The 26,506-nt window shown below is 72.1% G+C and carries 26 protein-coding genes; 6 read left to right on the forward strand and 20 right to left on the reverse strand.

Annotated features, from left to right (window positions below):
- Positions 1 to 11 precede the first annotated feature (11 nt).
- The 4 genes from FOF52_RS05275 to FOF52_RS05290 are packed head-to-tail and all read right to left on the reverse strand — an operon-like array spanning position 12 to position 4,732.
- Positions 12 to 746, reverse strand: a complete 735-nt coding sequence (locus FOF52_RS05275; protein WP_248592703.1) for an ABC transporter ATP-binding protein — start codon at positions 744 to 746, stop codon at positions 12 to 14.
- Positions 743 to 1,477 (reverse strand): ABC transporter ATP-binding protein, encoded by a 735-nt coding sequence (locus tag FOF52_RS05280; protein ID WP_248592704.1) that lies wholly within the window; start codon positions 1,475 to 1,477, stop codon positions 743 to 745. Before FOF52_RS05280 ends, FOF52_RS05275 begins: the two co-directional genes overlap by 4 nt.
- A 22-nt stretch (positions 1,478 to 1,499) precedes the next feature.
- A complete protein-coding gene (locus FOF52_RS05285) occupies positions 1,500 to 2,774 on the reverse strand; it encodes an ABC transporter substrate-binding protein (protein WP_248592705.1) in 1,275 nt (424 codons plus the stop codon).
- Positions 2,775 to 2,791: 17 nt separating this feature from the next.
- The gene (locus FOF52_RS05290; RefSeq protein ID WP_248592706.1) at positions 2,792 to 4,732 is read right to left on the reverse strand and encodes an ABC transporter permease; all 1,941 of its coding nucleotides are present in this window, start codon (positions 4,730 to 4,732) and stop codon (positions 2,792 to 2,794) included.
- 114 nt (positions 4,733 to 4,846) lie between these two features.
- Between FOF52_RS05290 and FOF52_RS05295 the strand changes: the two genes are divergently transcribed.
- The gene (locus FOF52_RS05295) at positions 4,847 to 5,224 is read left to right on the forward strand and encodes a nuclear transport factor 2 family protein (RefSeq protein ID WP_248592707.1); all 378 of its coding nucleotides are present in this window, start codon (positions 4,847 to 4,849) and stop codon (positions 5,222 to 5,224) included.
- A 663-nt stretch (positions 5,225 to 5,887) separates the two neighbouring features.
- Here the strand turns inward: FOF52_RS05295 and FOF52_RS05300 are convergent.
- From FOF52_RS05300 to FOF52_RS05340, 9 genes are all read right to left on the reverse strand, one after another.
- Complete coding sequence (locus FOF52_RS05300) at positions 5,888 to 6,667, reverse strand: SDR family NAD(P)-dependent oxidoreductase (protein ID WP_248592708.1); 780 nt, start codon at positions 6,665 to 6,667, stop codon at positions 5,888 to 5,890.
- Positions 6,668 to 6,945: 278 nt separating this feature from the next.
- Positions 6,946 to 7,983, reverse strand: a complete 1,038-nt coding sequence (locus tag FOF52_RS05305) for a phosphotransferase family protein (protein ID WP_248592709.1) — start codon at positions 7,981 to 7,983, stop codon at positions 6,946 to 6,948.
- Complete coding sequence (locus tag FOF52_RS05310) at positions 7,973 to 8,758, reverse strand: enoyl-CoA hydratase/isomerase family protein (RefSeq protein ID WP_248592710.1); 786 nt, start codon at positions 8,756 to 8,758, stop codon at positions 7,973 to 7,975. Before FOF52_RS05310 ends, FOF52_RS05305 begins: the two co-directional genes overlap by 11 nt.
- Positions 8,755 to 9,606, reverse strand: a complete 852-nt coding sequence (locus FOF52_RS05315; protein WP_248592711.1) for a 3-hydroxyacyl-CoA dehydrogenase family protein — start codon at positions 9,604 to 9,606, stop codon at positions 8,755 to 8,757. Before FOF52_RS05315 ends, FOF52_RS05310 begins: the two co-directional genes overlap by 4 nt.
- A gap of 17 nt (positions 9,607 to 9,623) precedes the next feature.
- Positions 9,624 to 10,829 (reverse strand): acyl-CoA dehydrogenase family protein, encoded by a 1,206-nt coding sequence (locus tag FOF52_RS05320; protein ID WP_248592712.1) that lies wholly within the window; start codon positions 10,827 to 10,829, stop codon positions 9,624 to 9,626.
- Positions 10,826 to 11,602, reverse strand: a complete 777-nt coding sequence (locus FOF52_RS05325) for an SDR family NAD(P)-dependent oxidoreductase (RefSeq protein WP_248592713.1) — start codon at positions 11,600 to 11,602, stop codon at positions 10,826 to 10,828. The genes FOF52_RS05320 and FOF52_RS05325 overlap by 4 nt, the downstream gene beginning before the upstream one ends.
- Positions 11,599 to 12,450 carry a CoA-transferase gene (locus FOF52_RS05330; protein ID WP_248592714.1) on the reverse strand — a complete coding sequence of 284 codons (852 nt, stop codon included), beginning with the start codon at positions 12,448 to 12,450 and terminating at the stop codon, positions 11,599 to 11,601. The genes FOF52_RS05325 and FOF52_RS05330 overlap by 4 nt, the downstream gene beginning before the upstream one ends.
- Positions 12,447 to 13,361 (reverse strand): CoA transferase subunit A, encoded by a 915-nt coding sequence (locus FOF52_RS05335; protein ID WP_248592715.1) that lies wholly within the window; start codon positions 13,359 to 13,361, stop codon positions 12,447 to 12,449. Before FOF52_RS05335 ends, FOF52_RS05330 begins: the two co-directional genes overlap by 4 nt.
- Before the next feature lie 100 nt (positions 13,362 to 13,461).
- Complete coding sequence (locus tag FOF52_RS05340; protein WP_248592716.1) at positions 13,462 to 14,259, reverse strand: enoyl-CoA hydratase/isomerase family protein; 798 nt, start codon at positions 14,257 to 14,259, stop codon at positions 13,462 to 13,464.
- A 165-nt stretch (positions 14,260 to 14,424) separates the two neighbouring features.
- Between FOF52_RS05340 and meaB the strand changes: the two genes are divergently transcribed.
- From meaB to FOF52_RS05360, 4 genes are all read left to right on the forward strand, one after another.
- Positions 14,425 to 15,408, forward strand: a complete 984-nt coding sequence (meaB, locus tag FOF52_RS05345) for a methylmalonyl Co-A mutase-associated GTPase MeaB (RefSeq protein WP_248592717.1) — start codon at positions 14,425 to 14,427, stop codon at positions 15,406 to 15,408.
- On the forward strand, positions 15,405 to 17,072 hold the full coding sequence (locus FOF52_RS05350; protein ID WP_248592718.1) for an acyl-CoA mutase large subunit family protein: 1,668 nt from the start codon (positions 15,405 to 15,407) through the stop codon (positions 17,070 to 17,072). Before meaB ends, FOF52_RS05350 begins: the two co-directional genes overlap by 4 nt.
- A gap of 44 nt (positions 17,073 to 17,116) precedes the next feature.
- On the forward strand, positions 17,117 to 17,524 hold the full coding sequence (locus tag FOF52_RS05355; RefSeq protein ID WP_248592719.1) for a cobalamin B12-binding domain-containing protein: 408 nt from the start codon (positions 17,117 to 17,119) through the stop codon (positions 17,522 to 17,524).
- 174 nt (positions 17,525 to 17,698) lie between these two features.
- The gene (locus tag FOF52_RS05360) at positions 17,699 to 18,511 is read left to right on the forward strand and encodes an SDR family oxidoreductase (RefSeq protein ID WP_248592720.1); all 813 of its coding nucleotides are present in this window, start codon (positions 17,699 to 17,701) and stop codon (positions 18,509 to 18,511) included.
- Between the two features lie 92 nt (positions 18,512 to 18,603).
- Here the strand turns inward: FOF52_RS05360 and FOF52_RS05365 are convergent, their stop codons facing one another.
- The 4 genes from FOF52_RS05365 to FOF52_RS05380 are packed head-to-tail and all read right to left on the reverse strand — an operon-like array spanning position 18,604 to position 22,355.
- The gene (locus FOF52_RS05365; RefSeq protein WP_248592721.1) at positions 18,604 to 19,053 is read right to left on the reverse strand and encodes a nuclear transport factor 2 family protein; all 450 of its coding nucleotides are present in this window, start codon (positions 19,051 to 19,053) and stop codon (positions 18,604 to 18,606) included.
- Positions 19,054 to 19,080: 27 nt separating this feature from the next.
- Positions 19,081 to 19,608, reverse strand: coding sequence for a VOC family protein (locus FOF52_RS05370; protein ID WP_248592722.1), 528 nt, complete (start codon positions 19,606 to 19,608; stop codon positions 19,081 to 19,083).
- Positions 19,605 to 20,759, reverse strand: a complete 1,155-nt coding sequence (locus tag FOF52_RS05375) for an acyl-CoA dehydrogenase family protein (protein WP_248592723.1) — start codon at positions 20,757 to 20,759, stop codon at positions 19,605 to 19,607. The genes FOF52_RS05370 and FOF52_RS05375 overlap by 4 nt, the downstream gene beginning before the upstream one ends.
- A gap of 27 nt (positions 20,760 to 20,786) precedes the next feature.
- Entirely contained in the window at positions 20,787 to 22,355 is a 1,569-nt protein-coding gene (locus tag FOF52_RS05380; RefSeq protein ID WP_248592724.1) for a class I adenylate-forming enzyme family protein, read from the reverse strand.
- A gap of 116 nt (positions 22,356 to 22,471) precedes the next feature.
- Here FOF52_RS05380 and FOF52_RS05385 point away from each other — a divergent pair, with 116 nt between their 5' ends.
- Entirely contained in the window at positions 22,472 to 23,974 is a 1,503-nt protein-coding gene (locus FOF52_RS05385; RefSeq protein ID WP_248592725.1) for a long-chain-fatty-acid--CoA ligase, read from the forward strand.
- Between the two features lie 129 nt (positions 23,975 to 24,103).
- Here the strand turns inward: FOF52_RS05385 and FOF52_RS05390 are convergent, their stop codons facing one another.
- Genes FOF52_RS05390 through FOF52_RS05400 form a run of 3 tightly spaced genes read right to left on the reverse strand, consistent with a single transcriptional unit; the run spans position 24,104 to position 26,432 of the window.
- The gene (locus tag FOF52_RS05390) at positions 24,104 to 24,883 is read right to left on the reverse strand and encodes an enoyl-CoA hydratase/isomerase family protein (RefSeq protein ID WP_248592726.1); all 780 of its coding nucleotides are present in this window, start codon (positions 24,881 to 24,883) and stop codon (positions 24,104 to 24,106) included.
- A 20-nt stretch (positions 24,884 to 24,903) separates the two neighbouring features.
- Positions 24,904 to 25,926, reverse strand: a complete 1,023-nt coding sequence (locus tag FOF52_RS05395) for a phosphotransferase family protein (protein ID WP_248592727.1) — start codon at positions 25,924 to 25,926, stop codon at positions 24,904 to 24,906.
- The gene (locus tag FOF52_RS05400; protein ID WP_248592728.1) at positions 25,923 to 26,432 is read right to left on the reverse strand and encodes a hypothetical protein; all 510 of its coding nucleotides are present in this window, start codon (positions 26,430 to 26,432) and stop codon (positions 25,923 to 25,925) included. Before FOF52_RS05400 ends, FOF52_RS05395 begins: the two co-directional genes overlap by 4 nt.
- Positions 26,433 to 26,506 lie beyond the last annotated feature (74 nt).

Below are 26,506 nucleotides of genomic sequence, written 5' to 3' on the forward strand. Positions count from 1 at the left end.
CGGGGCGGACCTCACCGCCCCAGGTAGGAGGACTCGATCTCCGACCAGCGCTCCCGCAGCTCCGCCGCGGTGCCGCGGGTGCGCACCCGGCCGCCGGCCAGCACGTAGCCGCGCCGGGCGTACTTCAGCGCCAGGTGGACGTGCTGCTCCACCATCAGCACGGCGAGCCCGGCGGAGACCGCGATCTCCTGGAGCGCGGAGAACAGCCGCTCCACCACCACCGGGGCCAGGCCCATGGACATCTCGTCCACCAGCAGCACCCGCGGACCGGCGGCCAGCGCCCGGCCCAGGGCCAGCATCTGCTGTTCGCCCCCCGACAGCACCCCGGCCCGCTTGTTGCGGCGCTTGCGCAGTTCCGGGAAGAGGTCGAAGACGTCCAGGCCGTCCGGGCGGGCGCACAGCCTCAGGTGCTCGTCGACCGTCAGCGACGGGAACAGCGAGCGGTCCTCCGGCACGTGCGCCAACCGCCGGCGGGCGATCGCGTGCGGGCTCAGCCGCAGCAGCGACCGGCCCTCCAGCCGGATGTCGCCGGAGGCGACCCGCACCATGCCGGAGCAGGCCAGCAGGGTGGTGGTCTTGCCCGCCCCGTTGGGGCCCAGCAGGCTGACGAGTTCCCCGGCGGACACCGACAGGTCCACGCCCTGCAGCACCTGGATGGGGCCGTAGCCGGCGTCGAGCCCCGAGACCTCCAGGACGGCGGAGTGCGCGGGGGCCTGTCCGGACGGTTCGGCAGCGGTCGCGGTCATGACGCACCTCCGGTCGCGGACTCGGTCCCCGCGCCCAGGTAGGCGCGGGCGACCTCGGGATCGTCCCGGACGCTCGACGGCGGACCCGAGGCGATTCGCCTGCCGAAGTCGAGGACCTGGACGTCGTCGCAGATCCGCATGATGAGGTCGACGTCGTGGTCCACCAGCAGGACGGTCGCGGCCCCCTCGTCGACCAGGCTCCTCAGCCTGGTGCCGAAGTGCCGCGACTCCCCGGCGTCCAGACCGGCGGCCGGTTCGTCCAGCAGCAGCAGCCGGGGGCCCGCGGCCAGTGCGCGGGCCACGGACACCAGCCGCGCCGATCCGGCGGACAGCTCCGCCGGGTACCGGTCGGCGGCCCAGCCCACTCCCATCTGCTCCAGCGCGCGCTCCGCGACCTCGGCCGCGGTCAGGCCGTCTCGGGGGCGGGCGTAGGTCTGCAGGTTCTCCCGGACGGTGAGGTCCATGAAGAGCTCCAGGGACTGGAAGGTGCGGACGATGCCGGCCCGGCTGCGGCGGTGCGCCGGCCAGGAGGCGATGCTCCTCCCCTCCAGGCGGATGTCCCCGGAGCAGCGCACCATCCCGGTGACGGCGTCGATCAGGGTGGTCTTCCCGGCTCCGTTGGGGCCGATGAGCCCCACCAGGCTGCCGGGTTCGACGGTGAAGCTGACCGAGTCCACGGCGGTGACCCCGCCGTAGCGGACGGTCGTCCCGTCGAGTTCGAGCAGGCTCATGTTCGCTCCTCGCCCGGGTCCGTCAGCTGCCCGGCTTGTTCCCGGTCACCCAGGACAGGTCGCCCCGGGTGTCGATGTAGTCCGACAGGTGGCCGGGGTCCTCGATCGCCGGGGCGGGGACGAGGGCGCCGTCCCGGTACTCCTGGATCAGCGCGTACGGGTTGCTGATCTGCGGCATGCCCTCCGGGGCGTTCGCGGGGTCGGTGGGGTGGGTGAGGAAGCCCTCCCAGGGCTCGCCCTTGCGGAGCTGGGCCAGCACGGACTCCGCGGTGATCTCGCCCTCGATGGAGGAGAGGAGGTCGTAGGCGTACTGCATCGAGGAGGCGGCGACCGCGGTCTGGCCGGTCAGGTCCAGGTCGGGGGCGCGTTCGCCGAGGACGGTGCGGTAGGTCTCGGCGTCCTCGCTGTCGTGGTCGGCCGGTACGGCGGCGAAGGCGAAGAGCACGCCCTCGACGCTGTCCCCGGCGGCGTCGAAGACCGCCGGGGTGGCGGGTGTGGAGGAGGCGCCGATCCGGGCGTCGAGGCCGACGTTGCGGGCGGCCTGGAACATCCGGGCCGCCGCTCCCTCGCCGACAGCGAGGATGACCGCGTCGGGCTCCTCCGCGGCGATCTTGGAGACCATCGGGGTGAAGTCGGCGGCCGTGGGGTCGAACTCGGTCATGAAGTAGTCCTCGCCGCCCAGCTCCTCCCACAGCTCTCCCAGGGAGACGCCGACCTCCTGACCGGACGGGGTGTTGGTGTAGGCGACGGCGAGCTTTCCGGCTCCGGTGGCCGCGAAGTACACGGCGAGGCTCGGGTAGGTGCCCGTGGCACCAGGGGTGGTCGGGAAGTTGTGGGGGCTGGTGTACTCGTCGGCGGTGACCGGCCAGCCGCCGATGTTGGCCAGTCCGGCCTGCTCCATGGCGGGCAGGGCGTTGGCGCCGAAGGCCAGCGAGGAGTTGTTGACCAGGGCGACCACACCGGAGTCGACCAGGTTGTTGAGGCACTGGGAGGTCTTGGCGGGGTCGCCGTGGTCGTCGCAGCTCTCCACCACCACCGGGCGGCCGTCGATGCCGCCGAGCTCCTCGTTGATGTAGGAGGCCCAGGCCTCGTTGACGGTCTGCACCGAGCTGTTGTCCCAGCCGGGGTGGGTGATGGTGAGGATGGAGCCGAGCCTGACCGGCTCTCCTTCCAGGCCGCCGGTGCTGGTCGCGGCGTCCGAGGCTCCCGGACCGCCTGCGCAGGCGGCCAGGGCGAGTACCAGCGCGGTCGAGGCCGCGCCGCCTGCGAGGGCTCTGACGGGGGTTCTCCGGCTCATGGGGCTGTCGCTCCTTGTCATCGGGCGGGGATCGGTCGGTCGGCCGGAACCGGCGGTTCGTCGGTGCCGGCCGGGGTGGACGGGGACGGGGTGGCACGCCGGCGTCTGCGCTCCCGGAGGACGTGGGCGGTGGAGGCCATGCCGTCGGGGTGGAGCTGGATGGCGATCAGCAGCGCGCCGCCGGCGATGACCAGCTGGTAGGCGTCCAGCCCCCAGGTGGCGAGGAGCTGGGAGAACAGGCCGCCGCTGGCGCCCAGGGCGGCGAAGACGGCGCCGCTGACCATCCCGATTCCACCGATGGCGACCATGGCGATCACGTGCAGGGACTCGAAGATGGTGAACCGTTCGTAGGCGAAGACGTTCGCCTGGTAGCTGAGGAGGGCGCCGCCGATGCCCGCGATGAACGCCGACAGGGCGAAGGCGGTCAGCTTGAACCGCTGGACGTTGAGGCCGGCGGCGGTGGCGGCGGCCTCGTTCTCCCGCACCGCCAGGGCGCGCCTGCCGAAGGCGGAGGTCCTGAGTGCGGAGACCAGACAGGCGGCGGTGATGGCGATGACCAGGGCGACCACGGCGAAGGAGGTGCTGTCGAGGGTGTGGCCGAAAAGGGTGGCGGAGGGCACCCGGTTGTAGCCCTGGCTGCCCAGGAGGCGGCCGTCGGAGAAGACGGCGATCTGGCAGATGTAGGCGGCGCTGAGGGTCACCAGGGCCAGACTGGGACCGCGGACCCGCAGCGAGGGCAGGCCCACGAGCAGCCCCAGCAGCGCGGCGACCGCTCCGCTGAGGAGGAGCACGAGCGGGAACGGCAGGCCGAGGTTGGCGAACAGGGCGGTCGTCATGCCGCCGATTCCGGCGAAGGCCACCTGGGCGAGGGAGATCTGGCCGACGAAGCCGGTGACCACCACCACCGACAGGGCGATGAGGAAGCCCGCGAGGGTCACCACCCCCGCCGCCAGCCAGGAGGAGCGGACGGTGAAGACGAAGACCAGGCCGACGGCCAGGGCGATGAGGGGGCCCGCCAGCCGGTAGCGCGGGGGGAGGCTGATCGGCAGGCGGCCGCGCACCACCTCGCCGCGGGCGGGCAGCAGGCGGCCGGAGAAGATCATCGCGAGGATGACCACCAGGGCGGGGATCGCCTGGGCGCGTCCGGGGCCGGTCCACAGCCAGGTGTACCAGGCTCCTTCGGCTCCGGTGACCAGCTGCAGCGCCGACTCCACCATGCCCAGACCCAGTCCCGCGGCGACCGCGATCCAGAAGGAGGTGAACCGGGCGATCAGGGCGGCCGCGAAGACGGGGACCACGAGCAGTGTCAGGGCCTTGGAGTCCAGACCGGCGACGGGGCTGAGCATCACCCCGGCGACCGCCGCCAGGACGAAGCCCACGGCCCAGGTCGCGGCGCCGATGAGGACCGGGGACAGGCCGCTGAGCGAGGCGCCCTTCTCGCTGTCGGAGATCGCGCGGACCGCGAGGCCGGCGCGGGTGTGGCGGGAGACCAGGGCGAGGGCGGCCGCCAAGGCGACGGCCACGGCGGCGAGGATGACGCGGTCCATCGGGATGGCTGTGCCGAGGACGGTGACCGGGGCGGCGGGGACCACGGAGGGCGGGGTCTTGGTCCGCACGTCGAACAGCAGTGTCGCCAGTCCCTGGAGGAGCAGGAGCAGCGCCAGGGTGGCGATGATGCGGGCCAGCACGGGGGAGTTGCGTAGCTGCCGCATGACCAGCAGGTAGAACGCGAGTCCCAGGACCGTCGCGAACAGCAGGGTGAGCACCCCCGCCGCGGCGACGGGCCAGCCGAGGTCGTCCCGGAGGGCGAAGAAGACGTAGGCGCAGATCATGGCGACCGCGCCCTGGGCGAAGTTGAGGACCCCGGTTCCCCGGTAGATCATCACCAGGCCCAGTGCCAGCAGCGCGTAGGCGCCGCCGAGTCCCAGGCCCAGGAGGGCGAACTGCAGCACAGACATCTGGGTGTCCTGTCGTCGGGCATTGCGGATCGGGTGTGACAAAAGTAATATCGCTTGACGTTGAACGTCAATAGACAAACATGTAGAGGATGACGGCCTTCTGAGGGGGCACCCATGTCCGACAGCGTCACCGCGGAGATCCTGGAGCTGGAGAGGCGCCGCTGGGCGGCCCTGGTCGACGCCGACACCGCCGTGCTGCGGCAACTGTTCTCCGAGCGGATGTCCTACACGCACTCCAACGCGATGGTGGACACCAGGGAGAGCTACCTCGGGGCGCTGGAGGACGGAACCGTCGCCTACGTCGCGGTCGACGTGGCCGACGAGCAGGTCCGTGTCTTCGACGCCACGGCGGTGGTCACCGGCAGCGCCGTGATCGACGCCCGCGCCGGCGGCCGGGACCTGCGCACCCACGCCCGCTACAGCGCGGTGTGGGCACGCCAGGACGGCCGGTGGTCCTTCGTCTGCTGGCACTCCACGCCGCAGCCGCGCTAGGGCGCGGGGAGGCGGCCGGGGACGCGTGGGGAGGCCCCGGCCGCCTCCGTCCGAACGGGACGCCGGTGCGTCCGAGGCTCCCGTCGGCCGCCGCGGCTTCGGCCACCGGGTCCGGGGCGCGCACCGCCGGCCGGAGAAGCTCCTCGGGGACCTGGCCTCCCCGCTCCCTGGGCGGCGGTGGGGGAGGACATCACGGCTCCCGAGGCCTCCGGTGCCGCGGACGGGGCGTCCAGGACGTCGTGCAGCACACCGCTGCGGTCCCGGACGCTGAGCCGGAGGCGCGCGACCCGCCACCCGTCTTCGGTGCGCAGGCGGTCGTCGTCGTGGGCGGCCAGGACGCGGACCGGGGCGCCGCATCCCGGCCGGTGCCGTGGTCGACCGGGGATGCCGGCCCTTCGCCCGGTCCCCGAAGGCCCGGGGACCGGGGTGCTGACCGAAGGCGGCCGGCTGCCGCTCATGGCCCCGACGGGTCTCCGCGACGTCCTGCCGGGAGACGGACGTGCCCGAGCCGCCGACCGCGTCCGGGGAACGGCTCCACTGCCCGGACGAGGGCCGCGGTGCCGTCAGACCGGCCGGGGGCGCGTCTCACCCCCGGACCGCCGCGCAGCCGACGGGGGCCGCGTGGTCCTCACGCCGACGGGGTCCGGCCGCCGTGGGCCCGGGCTAGGCGGGGGCGAGCGGGGGCAGGGCCGCGGTGAGTCCGCCGTCGACGGTGATGTCGGCTCCGGTCAGGTAGGAACTGGCGTCGGAGACGAGGAACAGGACCAGGCGGGCCACCTCCTCGGGGTCGCCGCGCCGTCCGAGGGCCAGGGTGCCGTAGCGCTCGCGGGTCCCCTCGCCCAGGGCCGTGGTGTGCATGGGGGTGGCGATGTGGCCCGGCAGGATCGTGTTGACCCGGATGCCGTGGCGGCCCAGTTCGAGGGCGGCCGTCTTGGACAGCCCGCGCAGGCCCCACTTGGAGGCGGCATAGGCCCCGCTCTCCCGGCTGCCCACGGCCCCCAGGACCGAGGAGACGTTGACGACGGCCCCTCCTCCGGCCGCGCGCATCGGCTCGGCCACGGCCCGCATCCCCAGGAACGCGCCGAGCAGGTTGACGCGCAGCATCCGCTCGAACTCCTCCGGGGTCTCCTCCTGCAGGGCGCGTCTCCGGTGCACTCCCGCGTTGTTGACCAGGATCCGCAGCGGGGGCAGGCCGTCGAGGGAGTCGACGAGGCGGGCCCAGTCCTGCGCAGAGGAGACGTCCGTGCGCACGAAGCGCGCCCGTTCTCCCAGTTCCGCGGCCAGTGCCCGGCCCGGCTCCTCCTGGATGTCGGCGATCACGACGTGGGCGCCGGCGGCGGCGAGGAGCCGGACCTCGGCCGCGCCCATGCCCTGCCCGCCGCCGGTGACGACGGCGGTCCGGTCGGTGAGTCGGTGGTCGGTGCTTCGGCTGGTGTGTGTCATGGTGCGCGGCCCCCGGCCAGAGCGTCTCGGTCGGTGTGAGTCTCCACAGGCGGTCCGGTACGTGCCTCCGTGTGGCCGATCTCACGGAGAGAATAATTCCCTTTTACGTATCACGTCAACTATTTTAGAGGTGGTTGCGGCGATGCCCCGACGGCGACCCCGTTCGGGCATCACCGGCCGGGGCCCTGCCGGGAGGTGGTCGAACCCGGTGACACAGTCGCGGCCCCGGGAACGACACGGCCGCCGCTCCTCCGCGGAGGAGCGGCGGCCGTGCGGGATCAGCCCGAGCCGAGGACGGCCAGTCCGGCCTCCACCAGTCCGGGCACCGCGGCGCCGGCCCGTTCGAACCCCTCGCCGACGGTCTGCCCGGCCAGGTAGCGGGAGTGGATGCCCTCGGCGATCACCGCCAGTTTGAGGTAGCCGAACGCCACGTAGAAGTCGAGCGGGGACAGGTCCAGCCCCGAGGCGTCGGCGTAGGCGCGGACCAGCACCTCCCGGTCGGGGAAACCGGGGTTGGCGCTCACCGCGTGCCTGGTTCCGGTCACGTCCTCGGTGCGCGGGTCCCAGTAGACCAGCAGCAGTCCCAGGTCGGTCAGCGGGTCGCCCAGGGTGGACAGCTCCCAGTCGATGACCGCGGCGATCCCGTCGCCGTCCGGCTCGAAGATCACGTTGTCCAGGCGGTAGTCGCCGTGGACCACGCTCACCCGCTGCGCCGGCGGCACCGCCCGTTCCAGGCGGCCCACCAGCTCGGCCACCTCGGGCAGCTCCCGGGTCGCCGACAGCGACCACTGCTTGGCCCACCGCGCCACCTGGCGGGCGGTGAACCCCTCGGGACGGCCCAGGCCCTCCAGCACGGAGGGGTCCGTGGTGTGCAGGGCGGCCAGCGTCTCCACCAGGGACAGCGCACGGCGCCGGGCCGACTCGGGCGCCAGGCCGGCGGTGTCCGCGGCGTCGCGCAGCACCGGGCCGTCCACCTGCTCCATCACGGAGAAGTCGGCGCCGAGCACGGCGTGGTCCCGGCAGAGCACCACGGGAGCGGGGACCGGGACGGCGGTGCCGTGCAGCGCGCTGATGACCCGGTACTCGCGGGCCATGTCGTGGGCGGTGGGCAGCACGTGGCCGACCGGCGGCCGCCGCAGCACCCAGCGCGAGCGGCCGTCGGTGAGGCGGTAGGTCAGGTTGGAGCGGCCCCCGGTGACCAGGGAGGCCCGCAGAGGGCCGGCCAGCCCGACGGCGGACTCCAGGTACGGCGTCAGCCGTGCCAGGTCCAGACCGACGAGCCGGTCGGCCCCCGCGGCGGCGGGTTCAGCGGCCACGGAACTCCGCCTTCCCCACGCCGTTCGCCACGAAGCTGGCCATGCCGGTCTTCTGGTCCTCGGTGGCGAACAGCCCGGCGAACAGCACGCGCTCCAACTGCAGCCCGCTGTCCAGGTCGACCTCCAGGCCGCGGTCGATCGCCTCCTTGGCGGCCCGCAGCGCCATGGCGGGCCCGTTGAGGTAGGGCGCGGCCAGCTCCCGGGCCCGCTCCAGCACCCGGTCCGGCTCGACCACGTGGTCGACCAGCCCGATGGCCAGGGCCTCCTCGCTGCCGACCATGCGGCCGGAGAAGACCAGCTCCTTGGCGCGCGCCGGGCCCACCAGGCGGGGCAGCCGCTGGGTGCCCCCGGCGCCGGGGATCACCCCGAGCAGGATCTCGGGGAAGCCCAGCCTGGAGTCGGTCGCGCACACCCGCAGGTCGGCGGCGAGCGCCAGCTCGCAGCCGCCGCCCAGGGCGAACCCGTTGATCGCCGCGATCACCGGGACCGGCAGCCGCGACAACGCGGTGCACACCTCGCCCAGGGCGCCGGAGTCGCGCACCGCCGTGCGGTAGTCCCACTCCACCATCTCCTTGACGTCCGCGCCCGCGGCGAAGACCTTCGGCCCGCCGGTGACGACGACGGCGCGGACCTCCTCGCTGCGCCGCACCTGCTCGACGGCCTGCGCCAGTTGGGCGATCAGCACCCGGTCCAGGGCGTTGACCGGCGGCTGGGCCAGGGTGATCACGGCCAGCCCGCCGGAGACGTCGAGGGTGACCCGTTCCTGCTCGCTCATGAGTGGTCGTACCATCCCTTGCCGCTCTTGCGACCCAGCTCGCCGGCCGCGGCCTTGCGGATCGACAGCTCCGGCGGGTGGAACTTCGGGTCGGCGGTGTCGGTGTGGATGTTGCGGGAGGCGTTGACGAACACGTCGATGCCGGTGAGGTCCATGGTCTCCAGCGGGCCCATGGCGTGGCCGAAGCCCAGGCGGCAGGCGGTGTCGATGTCCTCGGCGGTGGCCACCCCGCTCTCGACCAGCTTCACCGCCTCGACGCTGAGCGCCACGATCAGCCGGGTGGTGACGAACCCGGCGATGTCGCGGTTGACCACCACGCAGGTCTTGCCCAGGTCCTCGGCGAAGGCCGTGGCCCGGGCGAGGGTCTCGTCGCTGGTCTTGACGCCGCGCACGACCTCGCACAGCCGCATCATCGGCACCGGGGAGAAGAAGTGGGTGCCCACCACCCGCTCGGGGCGGGCGGTCACCGCGGCGATCCGGGTGATCGGCAGGGCGCTGGTGTTGGTGGCCAGCACCGTCTGCGGCCCGCAGATCCGGTCGAGGGTGCGGAACACCTCCTGCTTGGCCTCCAGCTTCTCGATGATGGCCTCGACCACGATGTCGGCGCCGCGGGCCGCCGCCTCCAGGTCGGTGGTGGTGGTGATCCGCGCCAGGGCTTGGCCCACCTGCTCGGCGGTGACCTTCCCCTTCTTCTCCAGGCGCCGCAGCGACGACTCGATGTCGCCGAGGGCGCGGGTGAGCTGCTCCTCGTCGACGTCCTGGAGGGCGACGTCGTAGCCGGCCGCGGCGGCGACCTGGGCGATTCCGGAGCCCATCAGACCGGCTCCGACCACTGCAAGACTGGGCACGGGGGTTCCTTTCTGCGTCACTGGGGGCCGCGTGCGGCGGTGCGGCGGCGCACGGCCCGCTTGGCGATGGACATCCGGTGGACCTCGGAGGCCCCGTCGTAGATGCGGAACGGGCGGACCTCCCGCAGGAACAGCGCGAGCGGAAGGTCGTGGGAGACGCCGAGGGCGCCGTGGAGCTGCACCGCGCGGTCCACGATCCGGCCCACCGCCTCGGCGACGAACGTCTTGGCGATCGAACTCTCCGCCGACGCCCGCTCGCCCCGGTCCATCAGCCACGCGGCGTGGGCGATCAGGGCGCGGGAGGCGGCCAGGTCGATCTCGTTGTCGGCGAGCATCTGCTGGGCCATGCCCAGGTCGGCGAGTCTGCTGCCGAACGCCTCGCGTTCGGCGGCGCGGTCCAGGGCCATGTCCTGGGCGCGCTGCGCCAGGCCCAGCCAGCGCATGCAGTGGGTGAGCCGGGCCGGCGCCAGCCGCACCTGGGCGTAGGCGAAGCCTCTGCCGACCTCGCCCAGCACGGCCTCGGGCGGGACCCGGCAGTCGGTGAAGAGCACCTCGCAGTGGCCGCCCACGAAGCCCCGGTCGAGGCTGTCGATGTGCCGGACGATGCGCATGCCGGGGTTGTCGGCGTCGATGAGGAACATCGTCGCCCCGGCGGGGCTGCCGGCGTGCTCGGGGGTGCGTGCCATGCAGATCGTCCAGGCCGCGCCGTCCGCGCCGGTGATGTACCACTTGCGGCCGTTGACCACCCAGGCCCCGCCGTCCCAGTGGGCCGAGGTCCGCAGCATGGACGGGTCCGAACCGGCGCCGGGGCTCGGCTCGGTCATCGCGAAGCAGGACCGGACCGCCCCGCCGGCCAGCGGGGCGAGGTACTTCTCCTGCTGTTCGGGGGTGGCCACCCGGTGCAGCAGGTGCATGTTGCCCTCGTCGGGCGCCGCGCAGTTGAGGGCGAGCGGACCGAGCAGGCTGTAGCCGGCCTCCGTGAGGACGACCGCCTGCTCGGACATCGACAGGCCCAGGCCCCCCCACCGCCGGGGCGCGGTGGGGGAGAGCAGCCCCGCGGAGGCGGCGGCTGCCTGGAGCCGGCGGCGCAGTTCCTCGGTCGGCTCCGCGCCGCTGTCGACCAGTTCCCGTTCGGCCGGGATCGCCTCGTCGCGGACGAAGTCGCGGACACGGTCGCGCAACTCGGCGAGACGGGGGTCGAGCACGGGGTCGAACACGGTCATTGCGCGGTCCATCCGCCGTCGACCACGAGGAAGGAGCCGGTCATGTAGCTGCCCGCGTCGGAGGCGAGCAGCAGCAGTGCCCCCACCAGTTCGTCGGCGTCGCCGAGGCGGCGCATCGGGATGCTGGCCAGCGCGCTGGCCGAGGCCTTCTCGTCCGCCTCGATCGCCGCGGTCATGTCGGAGTGGATCAGTCCCGGCACCAGTGCGTTGACCCGGATGCCGCGCCGCAGGGTCCACTGCATCGCCAGGTCGCGGGTGATGCCGAGCAGTCCGGCCTTGGAGGCGCTGTAGGCGGACTGCGGGGCGTCGGTGGAGACCATGCCGAGCACCGACGACACGTTGATGATGGAGCCGCCGTGGCCCGCGGCGATGCACGCGCGGCCGAACGCCTGCGCCATCTGGTAGGCCCCGACCAGGTTGATCTGCAGGACCCGGGCGAATTCGGCGGGATCGTCCTTGTGGGAGGGGACGACCCGGCCCACACCGGCGTTGTTGACCAGCACGTCCGCCCCGCCGAGCTGGTCGCGGGCGGCGGCGACCAGGGCCTCGCAGTCGGCCGGGTCGGCCACGTCGGTGCGCACCGCGACGCAGCGGCGGCCGAGCGCCTCGATCTTGCCCCGGGTCTCGTCCAGGAGCGAGGTGCGGCGGGCGCCGAGGGCGACGTCGGCGCCCGCCTCCGCGAGGGCGAGGGCGAAGGTGACCCCCAGGCCGGAGGAGGCGCCGGTCACGATCGCGACCCTGCCTTCGAGACTGAACCGGTCGAAGATGCTCATGACAGCCTCGCAGCAGCTCGGTTCCACTCGGCGTCGAGGATCCCCTTGAGGTAGGAGAGGCGCTCCCTGCCGGAGACGAAGTCGAACTTCACCGTTCCGAAGGGGTCGATCCGGTTGCGCAGCAGGTCGAGCTGCTCCTGGGTCGGTTCGGCGGTGGTGGGGACGTCGGCGGGCACCTCCAGTTCGAAGCCGGTGTTGTCGACGACGGTCTGCACGTCGACCCCGGGGTGCACGCTCTCGATGCGGAACGGCCGGTCGTCGTCGTCCTTGACCAGCACGGCCAGGTTGGTGACGACGACGATGGGACCGGGCTGCAGGCCGGCCTCCTCCCGGGAGCGGTCGCCGACCTTCCAGCGGGTGCCGGTCACGAACTGGACCTTGTCGACCAGGGTCCGCGGGTTGTGGTTGCCGAAGTAGGCGACCATCTTGCGGTACATCTTGATGACCTCGGCCGCGCCGGCGCCCCCGGGGAGGCGGACCTTGGGCGCGTCGAACGGTCCGATCGCCGACAGGTTGATCGCTCCGCTGCCGTCGAACTGGGCCGAGGAGACGGCCTCGACCCCGCCGTGGTTGGCCAGGTGGATGGAGTTGATCTCGGTCAGCATGCCCCAGCGGCAGACCGCGCCCTTGTAGGCGGAGGCCTCGGCGCCGGTGAAGGAGAGCTGGACCGGGGCCATGCCCACCGCGTCGAAGCCCACCAGGTAGGCGTCCTGGGCGTGGGTCAGTTTGGCCAGCATGTAGGAGGCGTAGGCCAGCGGGGTGAAGGACCCCATCACGGTGACGCCCTCGTTGTCGACCTCGGCCGCGACGCGGCAGGTCATGAGTTCGTGGATCTCGTAGTCGGTCACGCCTGTGCTCCCTCGATGAGTTCGGCTGCGTCGACGAGGGCGCTGAGGACGCTGTCGCGGTCCTTCAGCACCCGGGCCCGGTAGCCCTCTTCGGTTTCCTCGCGGATCTGGGCGACGTACTCGGCGATCGCGGCGGGGTCGCTCGCGGCCGCGGCGTAGTCCATGAGCTCCCAGGCGTCCATGGCGTAGCGGGGGACGTGGGACGTGGGGTGGGCGCCGAAGGGGGCCTCGATGACCGCGTCGACGTAGTAGCCGGGGAGTTTGGTCATGTGCGCGTTGTCGACGATCACCTGCCGGTCGACGACCTCCTCGCAGGTGACGATCACCCGTTTGGCGGCCTTGGCCATCTCCACGTCGGGTCCGGAGGTGCCGTCCCACTGGGCGTTGCCCTCGGCGTCGGCGCGCAGGGCGTGCACGATCGCGACGTCGGGCTGCAGGGCGCGCACCGCGGTGAGCTGCTCACCGGTGAAGGGGCAGTGGGTGGTGGCGTAGATCTCGGGGTAGCGGCCCGGGATGTCGGAGCCGAAGGGGCCCCGGTAGGGCAGGTAGGGCATGCCGCGCCCCTGCGCCTCCAGGCCGATCAGCAGGCCCAGGCCGGTGTACTCGGTGAACGGCAGGCTGCCCGACTCGATGCCCTTGCGGACGTTGGGCGCCAGCCCGAAGGCTTCCAGGGTGACCATCGAGAAGGACAGGTGGCCCAGTGTTCCCGCCGCCGCCAGCAGGTCCATGTCGACCGAGCCGACGACGGTGATCGCGTGGATGCCGGTGCGTCCGGCCCGGATGAGCTGGCGCACCGCGGCCATCGGGTGGTTGGCGAACCAGCCGCCGCCGAAGGCGACGGACTCGCCGTCGCGGACGAGTTCTCCGAGGTTCTCCAGGGGGACGACCTTGCCGTTTGTTCTGCTGCTCATGGTTGCACCACGGCTTCCTGCTTGAACACGCTTCCTCCGTGCACTGTCGAGATGAATTTACCGTTAAACGTCAAACGTGTAAATGCCCCTCGGGAAGTCGTCACCGGTTCAGGCCGCGCAGCCCCTTGGCGGCCATGAAGTCGGAGATCCCCTGCCACACCTCCTCCTGGCGGAGCATCACCTGGTCGGCCATGGCCTCGATGTCGGCGGCGCGCCTGGGGTCGAGGCGGGGGCCGCAGTCGACGGCGAGGGTGGCGAAGTAGGCCGAGGGCCAGGGAAGCCGCTCGACCGCGGCGGCGACGGCCTCCAGTTCCTCGGCCAGCCGGTCGTGCGGGACGACCCGGCTGACGATGCCCGCGCGCAGCGCCTCCTCGGCGTCGACGATGCGGGAGGTGAGGATCATGTCCTTGGCGAAGGCCTCGCCGGTCGCCCGGGCCAGGCGGCTGGTGCCGCCGACGTCGGGAACGATCCCCATGCGCATCTGCGGCATGGCGAACACCGCCCGGTCGCTGGCGATGCGGATGTCGCAGGCCAGGGCCAGCTCCAGGCCGGCCCCGACGGCGGGGCCGTTGATCGCGGCGATGCTGGGCTGGGCGACGCGCTCGAAACGGTCCACGATCGTGGCCCAGCGCCGGATGAACGACGGGTAGCTGCCCCGCTCCACCTCCAGCGCGGCGCCGATCGCGGCGAAGTCCACGCCGGCGCAGAACGCGGGCCCGTTGCCGGTGAGGGTCACCACGCGCAGGTCGTCGCGGCGTTCGACGCCGGCCGTGACGCGGTCGAGGTCGTCCCAGACCTCGAAGGTGAGCGCGTTGCGTTCGTCGGGCCGGTCGAGCGCGATGTCGAGTCGGGAACCGGAGTCCGCGATCTGCAGGGTCTGCGGTGCGGCGGCGGTCATGGTCGTCTCCTTCGGTGCGGGGGGCGGGACGCGTCCCGCGCTGTCGGGCGGGCGGGGTGCCGGGGCCTCCCGGTGCGTCCGTTGCCTCTCCGGGCTGTTGTCATCTCCCAACACAATATGCAAGACTAACGTTCAACGTAAAGAAATAGTTCTGTGGAGATGTCCGTGGACGCTACGACCGACCAGGCCGAGCAGGTGGCGGCCGGAAGCGCACTGCACGCGGGACGGCTGATCACCCGGATCGAGAACGGGCGGGCCGACGCGCGCGCAGTCCTGCGCTCGCTGGCGCCACACTGCGGAAAGGCCCAGCTCATCGGGGTCACCGGACCACCCGGAGCGGGCAAGAGCACACTCGTCTCGGCACTCATCCGCGAACTGCGGGGCCGGGGCCGCACCGTCGGCGTGATCGCGGTCGACCCCTCCAGCCCGTTCAGCGGCGGCGCGCTGCTCGGCGACCGGGACCGGATGGTGGAGTCGTCCAGCGGGGACAGCGGGGTCTTCATCCGCTCCCTCGCCTCCAGAGGCGCTTCGGGAGGACTCGCCGCGGCCGTCAACGACGCGGTCGACGTGCTCGACGCGATGGGCAAGGACGTCGTCATCGTCGAGACCGTCGGCGTGGGCCAGGGGGAGTTCGACATCGCCGAGATCGCGCACACCGTCGTCCTGGTGTTCGTGCCCGGCTACGGCGACGCCCTGCAGGCGATGAAGGCCGGCATCACCGAGATCGCCGACGTCGTCGTGGTCAACAAGAGCGACAGCCCAGGCGCCGAGCAGACCTTCAAGGAGCTGGCCGCCCAGGGATTCGAGCGCACCGGCCCCGAGGGGACCCCGCCCTGGCCGGTCCCGGTGCTGCGAACCTCCGCCCTGCGCCACGACGGCATCGCCGAACTGGTCGACGCGGTGGACGAGCACCACCGCTTCACCGGGCGGACGGCGTGGCGCACCGCCCACGAGCACGCCCGCCGACGGGCGCGGTTCATCGCCTTCGCCAACGACCGACTCCGCGAGGAACTGCTCGAAACCGCCGTCGACGAACGGAGCCTGACCGATCCCTACGGGGCCGCCGAGGAGTTCGTCGCCGAGCTGGTCGACGCCCACCGCAGACTCACCGCCCACCGGGCAGCCGGAGCAGAAACGGAGCAGAAGTGAAGTTCGAACTCAGCGACAGGTTCGAGGCCGCCAAGGAGACCTGGGCCGCACGCCGGGCCCGGTACGCCGAGAGACTGCGTCCGGCCAAGACGCTGTCGGGCCTGCCGGTGAAGACCGTCTACACCCCGGAGGACCTCGCCGACAGCGACCTGGAGGAGATGCCGGGCGCCTACCCCTTCACCCGGGGCCTGCACCCCGACGGCTACGCCCTGACGCCGTGGATGCAGCAGATGGTCTTCGGCTACGGGACCATCGAGGAGACCCGGCAGAAGATGGAGAAGATGGTCGCCGAGGGCATGGAGGGCTACTTCGGCCACAAGGTCTTCAACACCGTCTACGACATCCCCTGCATGTACGGCATCGACGCCGACCACCCCGAGGCCAAGGGCAACCTCGGCCAGTGCGGCGTCCACATGAGCACCGGCGACGACTACGACGAGCTGATCCGCGGCTGGGACCTGGAGACCACCAACTTCTCCATGATCACCGGCGACAACTGCCTGCCCGCGCTGGCGCTGCTCGCCGCCGCAGTGGAGCGGCGCGGCGAGCCCACCCACAAGATGCACGGCAACTCGATGAACTGGTACCCGCGCATCGCGGTCCAGGACATCCCCTCCTGGGAGCCCAGGTGGGGCTACGCCCTCATGATCGACCTGATCAAGTGGGCCAAGGACAACGCCCCGGCCTGGAACCCGGCCAACATCTTCATGTACGGCCTCTCCGAGGCGGGCGCCACCCCGGTCCAGGAACTCGCCTACGGCCTGTCCTGGGGCAAGTCGATCATCGACGCGGGACTGGAGGCGGGCCTGGCTCCGGACGACTTCATCGGCCGCCTCTCCTTCCAGATCGGGTGCACCGTCAACCTGTTCGAGGAGGTCGCCAAGTTCCGTGCGCACCGCCGCATGTGGGCGAAGATCTGCAAGGAGGCCGGCGTCACCAAGCCCTCCAACATGCACGCCCGGGTGCACGTCCACACCAGCGGCTACGTGCTCACCCAGCAGCAGCTGATGAACAACAACGCGCGGATCACCCTGCAGGCCCTGGCCGCCGTCCTGGGCGGGGTGCAGTCCATCCACACCTGCTCCTACGACGAGGCCGTCGGCGTGCCGACCGAGGAGTCGCACCGCACCGCGCTGCGCACCCAGCAGATCCTCATGCTGGAGAGCGGCGTGCGCGACGTCGCCGACCCGCTGGGCGGCTCCTACTACGTCGAGAAGCTGACCGACGAGATGGAGGAGGCCGCCTGGGAGATCTACGAGGAGCTGGAGGCCTCGGGCGGCTACCTCAGGGGCATCGAGACCGGGGAGATCAAACGCAGCATCGACAACGCCTCCTACGAGATGAAGAAGCGGATCAACAGCGGCGACCTGCCCGTGGTCGGCGTCAACCGCTACGTCTCGGAGCAGACGGAGAACTACGAGCCGTTCCGCATCGACGAGTCCATCGAGACCAAGGCCAGGGCCCGGCTGGAGGCCTACCGCGCCAAGCGTGACCAGGCCGCGGTGGACGAAGCGCTCGAAGGCGTCCGCGAGGCCTGCCAGGCGCTGAAGGACGGCACCGGCCCGCTCATGCCCGCGCTGGTGGAGGCGGCCCGCAGGGGGGCGACCAACGGCGAGATGATGGTGCCGATGCGCGAAGCGTTCGGCTGGTACGTCAGCGAGTGAGTCCCGCGGATCGGCCGATCCGCACACAGTACAAGGAGTGGACCGTGTCCCAGGAGCGCATCAAGGTCCTGCTGGCCAAGAAGAAGATCGATGTTCACGGCCGCGGGTCGAAACTGATCGCGCGCGAACTCCGCGACGCCGGCATGGAGGTCGTCTACTTCCGGTTCGGGGTGGTGGAGGAGATCGCCGAGGCGGCCCTGCAGGAGGACGTCGACGTGGTCGCGGTGAGCATCATGACCAGCGGTCAGATGCAGGTCGCCAGGGAGCTCATCCCCGCACTCAAGGCGCGCGGAATGAAGGACGTCCTGGTGATCATGGGCGGCATCATCCCCGAGGTGGACTACGAGCCCCTCCGGCAGCTGGGCGTGCACCGCTGCTTCCCTCCCGGCCTGCCCGGCGGCGTCGTCGCCGACTACATCCGGGAGAACGTCGGCACGGCGAGCCTCGCCTAGCCGGCTCGGCCAGGAGCCCCGGCCCCGCGGCCGCCGGCCGCGGGGCGGAGCGCGCCCGGTGCCCGGGCCGGCCCCTGCGCCCGACAACGGGTCCCCGCGCCCTCCGGTCCCGTCCCGGACCGGACGGCGCGGGGGCGTGGAATCACACAGCGGTGTCCCGAGGGAGGGATCGGCGTGGCAACACTGTCAGGAGTCGACGGCAAGGGACTGGTCGTCACCGGAGGCGGCGGCGGGCTCGGATCGGTCATGGCCGCCGAGTTCTGCCGGCTCGGCGCCAGGGTGGTGGTGTGCGGACGCACCAGGGAGAGCCTGGACGAGACCGTACGGCGCATCGACGACGAGCTCGGGGAGGGCAGGGCCTTCGCGGTCACCGCGGACGTGCGCGACCCCGAGTCCGTGTCGGCGATGGTCGACCGGGCCACCGAACTGCTCGGCGACGTCGACGGACTGGTCAACAACGCTTCGGGGCTCTTTCCGGTCGACGCCGAGAAGCTCACCCCGAACGGCTTCGACGCGGTGGTCCGGATCGTGCTCCACGGCACCTGGCACTGCACCTCCGAACTGGCCCGCCGCTGGCTCGCCGCCGGCCGCGGAGGAGCGGTGGTCAACGTGCTCACCCCCTACGCGTGGACGGGCGCGCCCGGCATCGTGCACAACGCCTCCGCCAAGGGGGGAGTGCTCGCCATGACCCGCACCCTGGGTGCGGAGTGGGCGGGCCGGGGCGTGCGGGTCAACGCGGTCGCCCCCGGCTGGATGCCGGTGGGCGGCACCGACTTCCTCGCCGGAGACGAGGAGGCCCGGCGGCGGCTGGTCGACGCCATCCCGGCCGGACGGCTGCTGCGGGCGGAGGAGACCGCCCGCGCGGCGGCCTACCTGCTCTCCGACGACGCGACGTACGTGGCCGGGGAGGTGCTCACCATCGACGGCGGCCACCACCTGTCCAAGGGACTGTACGAGTTCCTGGACGAGCTGCCGGGACGCCGGTAGGACCCGCGGGGGCCCGGCGGGACCCACAGCACGGCCGAGGGGCCCCAGCAGACGCTGGGGCCCCTCGGCCGTGCGGGCCGTCGGCCGGGGCCTCACCCGGCCGCGTGCGGATGCGGGTACCAGCGGGTCTTCGCCTCCGGCCGGGTGCGCTGGAGGAAGGCGAAGGAGCGGCGGGCGAACCGCCACCCGTCCGCGGTGCGGACCAGGTCGTCGGTGTAGACGCCGGTGAACCCGAAGCCGTTGCCGGAGGCGTCGGCGCCGGACTCGGTGATGTACCAGGTGGCCGTGGCCGTGTCGCCGGAGACGTCGACGTGTCCGCTGTGGGTGAGCTGGATCAGGTGGGGGAAGCCGTCCAGCAGGGTGGCCAGCACGGCGGCGATCGCCTCGCGTCCGGTGGCCGCGGGGACCCCGGGCACGTGCCACTCGCCCCGCTCGGTGAACAGGGCCGCCAGCTCCTGGGGGGCGCGCCGGTTGACCGCGTCGGTGAAGCGCGCGGTCAGGTCGCGGATCTCGGTCTGGTCGGCGGAGGTGCAAGATGCCATGGTGGGAACTCCTCTGCGGGAACGGGGTCAGGGACTGGGAACACCGCAGCCGTTGGGCGCCCGGCCCGCCAGGACGTCGTCCAGGGTGTAGTCCGTGGCGCGGCCGTGGGCGCCCCCGCGGCGGCGGGCGAGCTGCAGCAGGGTGCCGTGGGTCTGGTCCGGGTGGAGGAAGACCTCGTGCCAGTCGGGGTCGGCGGTGGACAGGCCGTGGGCCCGGTAGCCGGCGTGTTCCAGGGCCGCGGCCACCCGGGAGATCTCCACGTCCTCCGGGACCGTGAGGGTGACGTGGTGCACCCCGCCCCGGGGGTGGCGGCGGAAGAAGCTGTCCAGGAACGTCGAGCCCGGCAGCGGCTCCATCAGCTCCACCCTGCCCCCGCCGGGGAACTCCAGCTGGACGGCGCGGTAGCCGACCCGGGCGTTGTCGCCGCCCAGGTGGAACGCGCCGCCGAGGACGTCCCGGTACAGCGGCAGGAGGTCCCTGATCCGCCGGGCCGCCACCGCCACGTGGTCGTGGGCGACGCCCAGGGGCAGGCCGGCGGAGGCGTGTCCGGTCACCACGGCTCCCGCCGCTTCAGCTGCTTGGCGATCATGTTGCGCAGGATCTGGTTGGTCCCGCCGGCGATCTCGTACAGCTTGGTCTCGCGCCAGTAGCGCTCCATCCCGTACTCGACCATGTAGCTGTAGCCGCCCAGGATCTGCATGCCGCGCGCCGCGCACCGGGTGCCCGCCTCGGAGCCGTACACCTTGGCCATGGAGGCCTCCAGGGTGCAGTCCAGTCCCTGGTCCAGCCGCCAGGCCGCCTGCCAGGTGATCAGCCGCGCGGTCTGCACGTCCATCGCCATGTCGGCGAGCATGTGCCCGACGGCCTGGTGCTCGATGATCGGCTTGCCGAACTGGACCCGCTCCCGGGCGTACTGCAACGCCAGGTCCAGGGCGCCCTGGCCGAGACCGGTGCCCTCGGCGCCCACGTAGATCCGTTCGGCGTCCAGCAGGTCGACGATGATGCGGGTGCCCCGGCCGAGTTCGCCGACCAGGTTCTCCTCGGGCACCCGCACGTCGTTGAGGAACACCTCGCAGGTGTGGGTGGACTGTCCGGCGAGCTTGCGCAGCGGCCGGATCGTCAGTCCCTCGGACTGCCTGGGGATCAGCAGCACCGACAGGGCCCGGGAGGGGGAGGCGTCGGGGTCGGTGCGGACGAAGGCGAAGATGTAGTCGGCGGTGTCGGCGCCGGTGGTGAACACCTTCTGCCCGGTGACGACGAAGTCGCTGCCGTCGCGCACGGCCCTGGTGGACAGGTGGGCGAGGTCGGAGCCGGCGTCGGGTTCGGTCAGGCCCATGGCCATGCGCACCGTTCCCGCCGCGACCTTCGGCAGGATCTCCCTCTTCTGCTCCTCGGTGCCGAACCGGGCGATGCCCTTGGCGCAGAACGTGGCCGTGGGCAGCCAGGCGTAGGCGAGGGCGGCGCTGGCGCGGGCGATCTCCTCCACCGCGATGCAGATGGAGATCTGGTCGGCGTCGCTGCCCCCGTACTCCTCGCCGAAGGCCAGGCCGCACAGCCCGATCTCGGCGGCCTTGCGGTACAGCTCGGTGTTGAACTCCTCCTCCTGGTCGAAGCGGTTGACCTCCTCCAGGGGCGCCTCGCGGGTGAAGAACTCCCGCAGCGTCCGGCGCAGCTCCTGGTGTTCGGCGCTGAGGGTGAAATCCATGTCGGTCTCCTGGGGCCGGGGACGGGGTCAGCTGGCGGGGTGCCGCGGGGTCCGGACGTGCCGTTCGCGCAGTTCCTTCTTGAGGACCTTGCCGGTGGCGCTGATCGGCAGTGCGTCCACGAACTCCACCGAGCGCGGCTTCTTGTAGCCGCTCAGGCGCTGTGCGGCGAAGTCGACGAGTTCCGCCTCGGTCAGCGTCGAGCCCTCGCGGCGGCGCACCACCGCGTGGATGGCCTCGCCCCACTTCTCGTGCGGGACGCCGATGACGGCGGCCTGCTCCACCTCGGGGTGGTCCTGGAGGACGCGTTCGACCTCGATGCTGAAGACGTTGATGCCGCCGGTGATGATCATGTCCTTGAGCCGGTCCACGATGGTGACGAAGCCCTCGGAGTCGATCACCGCCACGTCGCCGGTCCGGAACCACTCTCCCGCGCGGCTCCTGGCGGTCTCCTCCGCCATGTTGAAGTAGCCGGGGGAGACGGAGGGGCCGGACAGCCAGATCTCCCCGGAGGTCCGGCCGTCGTGCGGCACGTCGTTGCCGTCGGGGTCGACCACGCGCAGGTTGATCATGGTGAGCGGCCTGCCGATCGAGTCGAGCCAGCCGACCTGCTGTTCGGTGCCTTCGGTGAACTGGTCCTCGGGGCGCAGCACCGCACCGCAGGAGTAGCTCTCGGCCATGCCGTACAGCGGGTAGAGGACGTCGCCGAGGACCTCGCGGGCGCGTTTGAGCACGCCCGCCGAGTACGGGGAGCCGCCGGACATGATGCCGCGCAGGGAGGAGAAGTCGTACCGCTCCACGTCCGGCTGGGAGACGACCATCTGCACCATCGTCGGCACGATGGTGGTGTTGGTGACCCGGTACTCCTGGACCAGGCGGGGGAACTCGGCCGGGTCGAACGCCGGCGGGATCACGGTGCGGCCGCCCTTCAGCAGTACCGGGTGCAGCCCCGAGGGGCCTCCGGGGTTGAAGAACATGGGGATGCACTGCAGTGCGGTGCCGTATTCGGGGACGGGCAGTTCGGCGAGCCAGTTCTGCAGGGCCGCGATGGCGTTGCGGTGGGTGAGGACGGCGGCTTTCGGGATTCCGGTGGTGCCGCTGGTGGCGCCGAGCTGGTAGACGTCGTCCTCGCCGACGTGCACGGAGGGCTCCTCGGCGGAGGCGCGCGCGATGAGCTGTTCGAGGTCGAGGGCGAAGCCGTGGTCGCCGCCGAAGCCGATGACGTGTCTGGCGGAGGGGACGTCCGGCAGCCACGTCCGGGCGTTGTCCGCCAGGTCGGCGTGGACCAGCACCGCGGCCGGCTCCACGTAGGCGAGGTAGGAGGAGAGTTCGTGGGCGGACAGGCGGATGTTGACCGCGGCTCCGATGATCCCCGACTTGGCGGTGGCGAAGAAGAATTCGAGGAACTCGCCGCAGTTGGGGGAGAAGAGGGCGATCCGGTCTCCTTTGGACAGGCCGAGGCCGAGCAGTGCGTTGGCGAACCTGGTGGTGCGGGTGTCCAGGTCCGACCAGGTCCGGGTGGTCCCCCCGGGGACCACCACGGCCTCCTTGTCGCCGAAGAACCGGGCGTTGTTGCGAACGATGTCGCTGACCAGCATGTACGGACTCCTAGCGGGCGGAGGGGAGACGCCTCTGGTGTTCCCGACACCAGCACTGTAACGTGATTTAACGGTGGACGTAAGATGTCGATTTAGATTTCTGTCGTGGAGGTGGGATGCGCTACCTGGATCTCGTCCGCGGACCGGCGGCCCGGTTCGGCTCCAAGGCCGCCGTGGTCGAGGGCGACCGGCGGATCACCTTTCGGGAACTGGACGACCGGGTGGGGCGGCTGGGCTCGGTCCTGCGCGCCCGGGGACTGCGCCCCGGCGACCGGGTGGCCCTGCTGGCCGCCAACGAACTGGAGTACCTGGAGATCCAGGCGGCCTGCCTGCGTTCGGGGTTCGCCCTGGTCCCGCTGAACGTCCGACTCACCGAGCGGGAACTGGGCTTCATCCTCTCCGACTGCGCGCCCGGCCTGCTCATCGCCGGACGCGCCGAGGAGCGGCGGGCCGCCTCCCTGGCCGCCACGACCGGCATCCCCCACGTGCTGGCCCTGGGGACGCCGCGGGACCTGCCCTCCTACGACACCGCGCTGCGCGAGGCCGCCGCCGACCCCGGCGCCGACCCCGACGACCCCGAACTGCCCGCCACCCTCCTCTACACCTCGGGAACCACCGGCCTGCCCAAGGGAGCGGTCGTCGACCGTCTCGGCTTCACCGCGCGGGTGATGACCAACGCGGTCGAACTGCAGACGGGCGCGACCGACGTGCACCAGGCCAGCCTGCCGATGTTCCACATCGCCGCTTTCCTCGCCTACGCCCACACCGCGGTGGGAGGCACCGTGGTGATGCTTCCGGAGTTCGAGCCGGAGCAGGCGCTGCGCACCATGGAACGGGAGCGCGTCACCACCACGGTGCTGGTCCCCACGACCATCACCATGCTGCTGGACAGCCCCGCCATCGACCGGGTCGACCTGTCGGCGCTGCGGTTGGTCGTCTACGGTGGTTCGGCCATCGAACCGGGGCCGCTGCGGCGCGCCCTGGAACGCTTCGGCTGCGGCTTCCACCAGCAGTACGGCATGACCGAGACCGGAGGGCAGACCATCCTGCGCCCCGCCGACCACGACCCGGCCGACACCGAGAAGCTGGCCTCGGGAGGCACCGAGGCGATCGGCCTGGAGGTGAGGGTGGTCGACGAGGAGGACCGGACGCTGCCCCCCGGAGAGGTCGGCGAGATCGTCTGCCGGGGCCCCTCGGTGATGCTGCGGTACTGGAACCGGCCCGAGGCCACCGCGGAGGCGCTGCGCGGCGGCTGGTTCCACACCGGGGACATGGGCTACCGCGACAGCCGCGGCTACCTGCACATCACCGACCGGCGCAACGACATGATCATCACCGGCGGGGAGAACGTCTACCCCCGCGAGGTGGAGGCGGCGCTCATCGAGCACCCGGACGTCGCCGACGTGGCCGTGGTGGGCCTGCCCGACCCGAAGTGGGGCCAGGTGGTCACCGCCGTCCTGGCGGGGCAGGCGCCCTCCGACGCCGAACTGGACGCCTGGGCCCGGCAGCGGCTGGCCGGCTACAAGGTCCCCCGCCGCTGGGTGCGGCTGGCGGAACTGCCCCGCAACGTCACCGGCAAGGTGCTCAAGCACCGGCTCCGCGCCCAACTGGCGAAGTGACCGGAGGGTGCCGCCGCCCCGTCGCGACCGCACGGGGCGGCGGCACCCTCCGGTGGGTTCGCTCCCCCGTGGTCGGGGCCGTGGCCTCCCGGGAGGCCACGGCCCCGACCACGGGGGAGCGGCGGCCGGTCAGTCGCCGCGGAACGCGGGGGTGCGCCGCTGCAGGAAGGCCCGCACCCCCTCACCGAAGTCGTGCGTCTTCCACAACTCGGTGACCCGCTCCTGCTCCAGGTCCAACTGCTCCGCCAGCCCCAGCGTGGTCGCCCGGTCGACCAGTTCCCGCACCCGCAGCAGGGCCAGCGGGGGAGCCGAGGCCAGCGACCGGGCGAGCTCCAGGGCGGACCGGAGCGCCGAACCGTCGGGCACGGGCGGTTCCGCCAGCCCCAGGGACGCGGCCTCGGCCGCGCCGAGCGGCTGGTTGCGCAGCAGCAGGGACAGGGCCCGGGCCGAGCCGACCATCCGGGTCAGGAAGTACGACACCCCGCCGTCGGGGGAGGAGCCGATGCCCAGGTAGCCGGGGACCAGGCGGGCGCCCTCGCCGAGGACCCGCAGGTCGGCGCAGAGGGCGAGCCCCATGCCGGCGCCCACCGCGGGCCCCTCCACGGCGGCGACCAGCGGCACGGGCAGGCCGCGGAGCCGTTTGAGGGAGCGGTGCAGCTCCTCGACCAGGGGAGTGAGGACCGGGGCGGGCTCCTCGGCCAGCGCCCGGTCCACCAGGGACAGGTCGGCCCCGGCACAGAACGCCGGACCGCGCCCGGCCAGCACCAGGGCGCGGGCGCCCCGGTCCACCAGGGCGGCCGCCTCGGTGCCCAGGGCGCAGACCAGGTCGACGGTCAGCGCGTTCATCCGGTCGGGGCGGTTCAGTTCGATGAGGCCCACCTGGTCGGTGAGCGAGGTCTCCAGGGACACGGGAACTCCTGGGGTCGGGGTCAGTAGCCGATGGCGCCGAGGCCGTGGTCCATGCACATGTAGGGCACGCCCATGCCGAGGCGGGCGAAGGTGGCGTCGCGCACCCCCTGCGGGCCGAACTCGCTCAGCAGGGGGAAGGACGTGCAGACGTACTCGGCGTCGATGAAGACCGAGTAGTAGTGGATGCGCTCCTCGTCGATGCGGGGCCCGCCCGCCTTCTCGTAGGCCTCGAACATCTCCTCCCGGGGCAGCAGGGCGTCCGCGCCCCGCCACAGGGCCGAGGCCCAGTCCTTCATGGGGTCGCCCAGGTGGGCCTGCTCCCAGTCGGTGAGGGCCACCACCCGGTCCCCCCGGTAGATGAAGTTGCCCACGCCCACGTCGCCCCAGACCAGGCTGACCCGTTCGACCTCGGTGGGCACGTTCCGCTTCAGCCAGGAGAACAGCGCCTCCACCACGGGCATGGGTTCGGGGTCGGCGGCGCGGTAGGCCTGCTCGTAGTGGGCCAGTTCCAGCAGGGCGCAGTCCTCGGGCCGCTCGGGGACCGCCATGAACTCGCCCAGGCCGGCGGCACGCCAGTCCAGGGTGTGCACGGCGGCCAGCCGCTCGGCCAGGTGGCGGCCGATGCGGCGGCGGGCCTCCGCGTTGTCGGGGGCGAACAGCTTCCCCGCCGACGCCGAGCCGGGCACCGTGCGGCGCACGTAGAACGGGGCCCGCCCGATCAGGGACTCGTCCGTCTCGTACCACAGCGCCTCGGCGACCGGCACCTCGGTGGGGGTGAGCGCGGCGAAGACGCGGTACTCCCGCTCCAGGTCGACCGGGACCACCGAGCCCTCCGGGTGGTCCACCCGGAAGGTCAGGGCGTCGGTGAACGGGGTGGTGCCGCGCGTGCCGGAGACCTCGACGAACCAGGTCTCCCGGGACATGCCGCCGACGTTGCGCCTGAGCTGGGTGACCTCCAGGGTGTCGGCGGCCAGGCGCTCCTTCAGGTAGGCGCCGACGCGGCCGCGGTCGAGGCCGGTCGCCTTCCGGTCCGCGGCGCTCATGACGCCACCGGCCGAAACGACATGAACAGCGGTTCCACCAGGGGTCTGGTCCGATCGACCTGCCGTCGTACCAACCTGTACACCTCGTCTCTCATCTCCTCCACCGCGGGGTCGGCACCGTCCGCCTCGTCCAGCCAGCGCATCACCGCGACGACCACCCCGCGCAGTTCCTCGTTGCGGGCCGTGGCGCCGTGCTCGCCGGCCTCGGCGGTACGCGCTGCGCCGACCAGTCCGGCCAGCTCCTCCCACCGGGGGGCCGTCCCCGCGGTGTCCTGTTCGGCCAGTGCGGCGGCGCGGGTGCCGAGGGAGGCCAGGACGGCGAGCATGTCGGCGTCGTCCTCGGCCAGCACGTCGCCCTCGTGGGCGAGGCGCAGCTTCAGGTGCTGCAGGACGAGGTCCATCGCGGTGCCGACGTAGCGGGCCCAGCGGTCCTCGACCTTGGGCAGCAGGGTCTCGTTGAGGGAGAGGCGGAGACTGTCCAGCAGCTCCTCCGGTGACGGTCGCACAAGCACCCCTTCCGGCCGGGAGCACAGCTCCCCGTCCTATGAATCTAACGTAAAGGGTTAAGCTCTGTCATCGT

Source organism: Thermobifida alba, assembly GCF_023208015.1.
Taxonomy (GTDB): domain Bacteria; phylum Actinomycetota; class Actinomycetes; order Streptosporangiales; family Streptosporangiaceae; genus Thermobifida; species Thermobifida alba.

Excerpts from the sequence above, each read along its gene's own strand:
- FOF52_RS05335 (WP_248592715.1), bottom strand. The coding sequence starts at position 13,361 with ATGAGCAGCAGAACAAACGGCAAGGTCGTCCCCCTGGAGAACCTCGGA.
- FOF52_RS05295 (WP_248592707.1), top strand. The coding sequence starts at position 4,847 with ATGTCCGACAGCGTCACCGCGGAGATCCTGGAGCTGGAGAGGCGCCGC.
- FOF52_RS05395 (WP_248592727.1), bottom strand. The coding sequence starts at position 25,926 with ATGAGCGCCGCGGACCGGAAGGCGACCGGCCTCGACCGCGGCCGCGTC.
- FOF52_RS05285 (WP_248592705.1), bottom strand. The coding sequence starts at position 2,774 with ATGAGCCGGAGAACCCCCGTCAGAGCCCTCGCAGGCGGCGCGGCCTCG.
- FOF52_RS05320 (WP_248592712.1), bottom strand. The coding sequence starts at position 10,829 with ATGACCGTGTTCGACCCCGTGCTCGACCCCCGTCTCGCCGAGTTGCGC.
- FOF52_RS05375 (WP_248592723.1), bottom strand. The coding sequence starts at position 20,759 with ATGGATTTCACCCTCAGCGCCGAACACCAGGAGCTGCGCCGGACGCTG.
- FOF52_RS05310 (WP_248592710.1), bottom strand. The coding sequence starts at position 8,758 with ATGAGCGAGCAGGAACGGGTCACCCTCGACGTCTCCGGCGGGCTGGCC.
- FOF52_RS05275 (WP_248592703.1), bottom strand. The coding sequence starts at position 746 with ATGACCGCGACCGCTGCCGAACCGTCCGGACAGGCCCCCGCGCACTCC.
- FOF52_RS05300 (WP_248592708.1), bottom strand. The coding sequence starts at position 6,667 with ATGACACACACCAGCCGAAGCACCGACCACCGACTCACCGACCGGACC.
- FOF52_RS05325 (WP_248592713.1), bottom strand. The coding sequence starts at position 11,602 with ATGAGCATCTTCGACCGGTTCAGTCTCGAAGGCAGGGTCGCGATCGTG.
- FOF52_RS05340 (WP_248592716.1), bottom strand. The coding sequence starts at position 14,259 with ATGACCGCCGCCGCACCGCAGACCCTGCAGATCGCGGACTCCGGTTCC.
- FOF52_RS05365 (WP_248592721.1), bottom strand. The coding sequence starts at position 19,053 with ATGGCATCTTGCACCTCCGCCGACCAGACCGAGATCCGCGACCTGACC.
- FOF52_RS05385 (WP_248592725.1), top strand. The coding sequence starts at position 22,472 with ATGCGCTACCTGGATCTCGTCCGCGGACCGGCGGCCCGGTTCGGCTCC.
- FOF52_RS05380 (WP_248592724.1), bottom strand. The coding sequence starts at position 22,355 with ATGCTGGTCAGCGACATCGTTCGCAACAACGCCCGGTTCTTCGGCGAC.
- FOF52_RS05280 (WP_248592704.1), bottom strand. The coding sequence starts at position 1,477 with ATGAGCCTGCTCGAACTCGACGGGACGACCGTCCGCTACGGCGGGGTC.
- FOF52_RS05290 (WP_248592706.1), bottom strand. The coding sequence starts at position 4,732 with ATGTCTGTGCTGCAGTTCGCCCTCCTGGGCCTGGGACTCGGCGGCGCC.